Consider the following 6625-nt stretch of genomic DNA (forward strand, 5'->3'; position numbering starts at 1 on the left):
CCTCAGGGGAGCTTAGGCAATCTCAAAAAGGAGATCCGTGAGCTTATCAAGACGCTTGCGCACTTCGTCTTCGTCGTTCTGGATCACGGCTAGCTTGACAAAACCGGTGAGATCACCTATCGGGCCGGAAAGCTCAGGACGCTCTTTGATCAGGCGCTCGGCTTGCTCCAGAAGAGGGAAGGCAAGCTCGGCAAGCGGTGCATTGCGCCAGACTTCCTGGGGAATCTCCGCGCCGCCTGCACCGGGAGCATCTAAGATAAACTTGCCGTCTACCTGCACCATGGGGGCACTGATGTAGCGAGCTGCGACTTCCAGAGTGCCATCAAGAGTGTAGCGGAACTCGACTTGGATGGGCTCGTCTTTGGACTCCGCATTGAGCGCTCTGAGTGCCAGCTCACTGATCATCCGGTGCTCGCGGCAGAGATTGCCCTCTGTCACGGCCTCGTAGATACGAATGGCAATCGGCCCCGTCCCATCGGAGAGGGTCATGTAGTCTCGTTTGGTAATCGCCGGGAGCTTGGCGTCTTTGGGGATGAGCTCGCTGAAGTAGTCTTCGACAAACTGCTCATTGCCCACTTGCTTGATCGTGGCCACGCCCAGCCTATGAGGCGAGACATCCAGGATCATGATGGCTTTTTGTTGCTCTTGATAGAGATTCTGCTCAATTGCCGCCGCGATGGCGGCTCCCAGCGCGACGGCTTCATCGGGGCTGAGTGAGCCGGAGTAGAGGTCTTTCCCCGACGCGAACTCCAAGGCGCGGCGGAACATGGGAATGCGGCTGGAGCCCCCGATGGGTAGGATGACATCAATATCGTCCCACTTCAGGCGGGCACGAGCAAGCGCTTCATTGACCACGCCCATGGCACGCATGAGCATGCTCTCTAGCTGTGCATCGAGCTCATCGCGGGTAAGAGTACAGACGAGGCTCTGTTCTCCGACAAGACTGGTGAGATTGATCTGAACCGTATCCGCGAACGAGAGGGTCTTCTTGACAATCTCTGCCTCTTCTTTGATGCGCTGTGCGGCTTTTTTATCGCGCGAGGGCGGCGGCATTTTCTTGCCCGTCGTCTCTTTGTACTTATCGCGCAACAAGGCAATCATCGCCTCATCAATGTCTTTACCACCGAGCTTGTCATCTCCCACGGAGGTGCGAATGTCCAGGATGCCCTCGAACATCTCAAGCACCGTGACATCAAGCGTGCCGCCTCCGAAGTCAAAGACAAGAACTTTACTCTGATCGGCGATATGGCCCAGGCCATAGGCAAGGGCAGCGGCAGTCGGCTCATTGATAAGGCGCAGCACATTCAGACCTGCCGCTTGGGCGGCTTTACGCGTGGCCTCACGAGCGGCGTTTTCAAAGCGGGCAGGAACCGAGATGACGACGTCTTGGATCTCACGGTTGAGCTTGGTCTCGGCAGCTTGTTTCAGGTGCTTGAGGATCTCGGTGCCGATCTCCTCAGGGAAGAAGACTTTCTTGCCCAGCTTGACGGTCTCACCGGTGCCCATGAGGCGCTTAACTTCCATGGCCGTACGGTCGTGGTAGGTGACAGCGCCGCTCTTGGCGACGGAGCCGACGACAAGCTGACCATCGGGCAGGAGCTGCACCATGCTGGGAACAATCGTATCGCCATGAAGATCCGGGATCAGCTCCGGCTCGCCGTCATGGGTGAGGAAAGCGATTGCCGACGTGGACGTGCCTAGATCAATGCCAATGATCGGGCCGCTCGGGGCTGACTTAGGGATCGCATTCATCTTACTATATTGTGTCTCTTCTTGGACGAATCTTTAGCCAGAGTAGATAACACGCAAGCTTTCTTCCAGAGTGGTCATGCCCAGGAGAATTTTTTCCATCGCATCTTCTTTGAGGGAGCGCATTCCGCCTTCAATGGCAGCTTCGCGGATGGCATAGGCGGAGGCATGCGCTAGGATTAGCTCACGTACTTTATCGGTGACGGGCATAAGCTCGTAGCAACCGACGCGCCCTTTGTAGCCCGTCCCCTTGCAGATCTCACATCCTCGGCCTCGATAGAAGGTAATCTTGCCATTTTCCATATCATCGAGGCTCATTCCCAGGCGGCGGATGGCTTCTTTGGGAGGCTCATAGGTTGTCTTACACTTGTCACAGACACGGCGCATGAGGCGCTGAGCCATCACGCCAACCGTGGCGGAGGCAATCAGAAACGGCTCGACTCCCATGTCCATAAGACGGGCGACGGCACCCGGAGCATCGTTGGTGTGAAGCGTCGAGAAGACTAAGTGTCCGGTGAGAGCGGCTTCAATGGCGATATTGGCTGTCTCTTGGTCACGCATCTCTCCGACCATGATGATATCTGGGTCTTGGCGTAGCATGGCCTTCAGGCCCGCGGCGAAGGTCATGTGGGCTTTGTTGTTCACACCGACTTGAGTAATTCCCGTAATCTCATACTCAACGGGATCCTCAATCGTGATGATATTCTTCTCCGCCGAGCTCACTTTCGAGAGACTGGAGTAGAGCGTCGTAGATTTACCAGAGCCCGTCGGCCCGGTGACGAGAATTAGGCCATACGAGCGCATCAGCATGGTCTCAAACATCTCGAACGTGTGGGGGAGCAGACCGAGGCGGTGCAGACCAATATTAATATTGCTCTTATCAAGTACACGCATGACGATCTTTTCGCCGTAGACAGCCGGGAGACTGGAGACGCGGAAGTCGTATTGCTTGCTCTGGATGATCATCGAGATGCGGCCATCTTGTGGAGCACGCTTCTCTGCGATATCCATGTCCGCCATGATCTTAATGCGGCTGGTGAGCGCGTTCTGTGCGTTTTTGGGCACCGTGAGGCCGTCCATTAGAATGCCATCCACACGGTAGCGGATTCGGATAGACTCACGAGCGGGCTCGATGTGAATATCGGAAGCTTTTTCAGCAATGGCGCGGGAGATCAGGGCATTGGCAAGCTGAATGATCGGGGCAGACTCCGCCTCGGCTTGGTCCACTTCAGCAGCCAGCTCCTCAGGCCGCTTCCGATCCAGCTCCACTTCTTCGTTCTTGAAGGTCTGGAGAACATTATTGAGATTCTGAGCCGCGACTTTATAGTTCTCATTGATGGCTAGAAGAATATCGTCCTCGGTGGCGATCAGGGGGAGAACTTCCTTGCCCGTCATGAGCCGGATCTCGTCGGTGGCGAAGATATCCAGTGGATTCTTCATCGCCATCTTGATCTGGTTGCCCACGACTTCGAGGGGAACCATCTTATAGCGACGCGCGAGCTCTTGGGAGATTAGTGACGAGACATCGTCGGGGATAATGACTTCCGTGAGGTCAACGTACTCAACTCCCCACTGCTCCCCAAGTGCCATGACCCGGGTGCGCTCGGTGATGAGGCCCATGGAGACGAGGATTTCCCCCAGAGGCTGCTTGCCTCCGAGCTGTTTCTGCTTGTCCATGGCGCTTTGGAGCTGCTCCTGAGTGAGAAGTCCTTTCTCAACGAGAACGTCACCTATGCGGTTTGTTTGTGTTGCAGTCATACCTATGCTGGTATTGTTGGTAGGAGCAGGCCAAAAAAAGAGGCCAGCCGCTCGTGCACGGCTGCCCCCTTTAGGGATTAAAGACGATTCGTCTTTTAGTCTTTTGACAGAGAACAGGTGATGAAGATCAGCACCTCGCTCTCCCTGCTGCTTTTGTCGCTGGAGCGGAAGAGCTGTCCGAGAATCGGCAGATCCCCGATCAGCGGAATCTTACGCATGTTGTCAATCTCGGTCTTCTGAACCAGGCCACCGATAGCGATGGTCTCCCCATTTTTCACACGGATCGTGGTGTCCACAAACCGTGTGGAGATCTGCGGTAGTCCCCCGACGAACTGAGTGATCGTGGAGATCTCCGGGTGGACGTAGATTGTCATCGTACCGTCGCCATTGGAGCGCCCTGACACTTGCAGCCGGATTCCCGCACTCGCAATTCCCGTAACCACATTCAGGCCACCGGTTGGGCCGATAGACTGTGAGATCACGTAGGGAACCTGATCTCCAATAAACGTCACTGCCTGATTTCCATCCAGCGCGGAGAGAGTGGGGCGGGCCAGGATATTGGCTTTCCCCAGTGTCGCAAGCGCGTCAATTTTTGTGGCAATGCTATAGGGCGTGCGGAAGATCGCTCCTCCGTTTGGCTGACGGCCTCCTGCGGTTCCATTGACTGTGGTGTTGGGCTGGCCACCAAGGTCGTTCTCACCAATCTGTATGGCACGGCCTAGGTCATACGTCAGACCCAGCTTGGTGGCATTGTCTTTGCTCATCTCGACAAGGCGCGCCTCGTAGATAAACTGAGGTGGCTTGATATCAAGCTGGTTGAGCATCTCTTTGGCACGTTTAACATCGCCCTCCTTGCCGGTCAGCAAGAGCAGACGAGACTCCACAAGTCCGCCTCCCTGTCCTTGGCCTCCCTGCCCTTGGCCTCCCTGGGCTCCGCCACCGCCTGCACCCATTCCGCCACCCTGGGCTCCGCCACCGCCTGCACCCATTCCGCCGCCTTGACCTAGTGCACCGCCAACCCCGAGAGCAGTGGCGATAAAGCGCTGGGAGGGGCCAGGGCGAACAATCAGATTAGGAACACTCTCCAGAACCAGCTTGGCTGCCTGGGTCGGGTCTACAAACTTCACTTCGTAGGTGTCAGTGACATAGCCACGGAGCTGGTCGGCCTTACGGTCGGAATCACGCTGGGCGATCTCGACGAGGCCTTTTTCCATATCCTCAATGGTGATTCGGATCTCTTCCACAATGGAGCGAGTGCCAACCACGTAGATAGAGCCACCACGCGGCTTGAGGGAGGTCATGGAAGACCCTGCACCTGTGTTCGTCCCATTTGCCCCGGCTCCTGCACCGATGCGCTCTCCGGTTGGAGCAAAAGCGCTGCCTTGCTGAGCGTTCTCTTCCCCTTTTTTCGACTCTTCGCTTGCACGAATGATATGGATCGTCACGTTCGGGAATGAGCTGGTGAGCGCGGTTTTGAGCGACTCTGCATCCGCATAATAGAACGGAATGCTTGCGGAGATCGCCTCAGGGGTCTGGTTGGTGCGCTTTAGGAGTGAGATTTCCTGGCCCGTACCGACGATGATTGTGTTATTGCCTTCCATCGTGTAGGCAACACCGGAAAGCCGTGTCACCCAGTCTAGGGCGTCACGAAGAGGAACTTTATCTAGGGAAAGCGTGACTTTCTTACCAACCACACTCTGCCCCGAGACGATATTGACCTTCGCCTGCATCTGAATCAGCTTGAGGACATCGGTGAGCTCCCCATTGACAACATCCAGCTTGACAATACGATCAAGGGTGTTTTCTTGCGAAGCAACTTTTGTAATCGCCACCGGCTCTGGCTTGGGTGTGGCGATCGGCTCCGCCTTTTTCGGCTCTGACTTGAGTTCGGTCTTCGTCTCTGGCTTGGGAGCAACTTTCGGCTCTGGCTTGGGAGCTGCCGTAGCGACGGTGATCGGGGGGGGAGCCTGAGTGGGGGCCGTGGCACGTGCAATTGGCGCACTCAGAGCCTCAGTGAGGGTGACGGGAGCATCCTTGGGAGGAAGTCCTTTCGTGGCGACCTTCTGAGTTACTTTAGGGGTGATCGTGCGGCTGGGGTAGGGGTTTAGCGGACTCGCTGTCGCAATGGTCGCCACAAGAGGACGTGGACGTGGCGCGATATTAAGCACACTGGCTAGGCTTAGCTTTGGAGCCGCCATGAGAGTGTGTGACATCATCGTGGCCATGTTCATCGGAGCCATCGCCACACTGGAAGCAACACGAGTCGCTGCTGCAGTAAGAGCATGCGTATCTACGGAGATTGCCGCACGCTTGTCCCATACAGCGATCGAGGGGATGGGGTCTTTATCCGCGGCTAAGGCGACATGGTACGGTGTATTCTTAAGGCCTGGAGGGGCTGCGGCGATTGCAGGAACCTGGACAGGACGCAGTCCGGTGGTGAAGGAATCACTGGGCTCTGCTCCGGGGGCATAGAGAACCACTTCCCAGTGGGTCTTGTCCTCTGAGGGAACCAGTTCGTACTTGAGGGGCTGACGAAGCTTACTCGAGTAGTTCGCGACAATGCGGACTTGCTTGTTGGGCTTCATGGCATACTGGCCATAGCGCACAAAAGCAACGCCGTTTTTTTGGAGATTCTGAACGCCCGCTTTACCTGCCTGCCAGACTCCGGGAAGAGTAATGGTGGTAACACCGCTCTTGCCGAAGCTCTTGACTTCCGGGGTGAAAGCCTGACTGCCGGTGATGATGATGCGCGTGGCTGCTTCTTCGGCAGTAACGCTGAATTCGGTGATATCGTTGACGGCACGACGTGCCGCTTCCGATGGACTTGCCATACTAATGGCACCCAGGGACGCCAGCCCGAGGGTTAAGAGATTTTTTTGAGTTTGCACGAGAGTAACTCCTCCATCTTTGTTGATCAGTTCACCGGGTAGGTAAACTGACGCTTGGTATTTTTCGGGTCGCTGGAATCCACGATCTCCAGCTCACTACCCCGATCCGTTCGTCTGATACTGCGGACGACAAAACCATTTCCCACGCTGTCGCCTACGGAGAGCCAGCGTGAGTGTTCGTTGATACGAACCATCGCAATACTTTCTCCACTGCCGTTCTCTGGGATGAG

General features: G+C 56.1%; 4 protein-coding genes. All 4 read right to left on the minus strand.

Annotated features, from left to right (window positions below; genetic code table 11):
- Positions 1-12: 12 nt before the first annotated feature.
- Positions 13-1752, minus strand: a complete 1740-nt coding sequence (locus RMO15_RS08395) for an Hsp70 family protein (protein ID WP_309710530.1) — start codon at positions 1750-1752, stop codon at positions 13-15.
- Between the two features lie 33 nt (positions 1753-1785).
- Complete coding sequence (locus tag RMO15_RS08400) at positions 1786-3507, minus strand: ATPase, T2SS/T4P/T4SS family (RefSeq protein WP_309710533.1); 1722 nt, start codon at positions 3505-3507, stop codon at positions 1786-1788.
- 95 nt (positions 3508-3602) lie between these two features.
- The gene (locus tag RMO15_RS08405; RefSeq protein WP_309710536.1) at positions 3603-6395 is read right to left on the minus strand and encodes a hypothetical protein; all 2793 of its coding nucleotides are present in this window, start codon (positions 6393-6395) and stop codon (positions 3603-3605) included.
- A gap of 26 nt (positions 6396-6421) precedes the next feature.
- A partial coding sequence (locus RMO15_RS08410; RefSeq protein WP_309710539.1) for a hypothetical protein occupies positions 6422-6625 on the minus strand: 204 nt, incomplete at its 5' end.

Source organism: Armatimonas sp. (genome assembly GCF_031410135.1).
Taxonomy (GTDB): domain Bacteria; phylum Armatimonadota; class Armatimonadia; order Armatimonadales; family Armatimonadaceae; genus Armatimonas.

Excerpts from the sequence above, each read along its gene's own strand:
- RMO15_RS08400 (WP_309710533.1), bottom strand. The coding sequence starts at position 3,507 with ATGACTGCAACACAAACAAACCGCATAGGTGACGTTCTCGTTGAGAAA.
- RMO15_RS08395 (WP_309710530.1), bottom strand. The coding sequence starts at position 1,752 with ATGAATGCGATCCCTAAGTCAGCCCCGAGCGGCCCGATCATTGGCATT.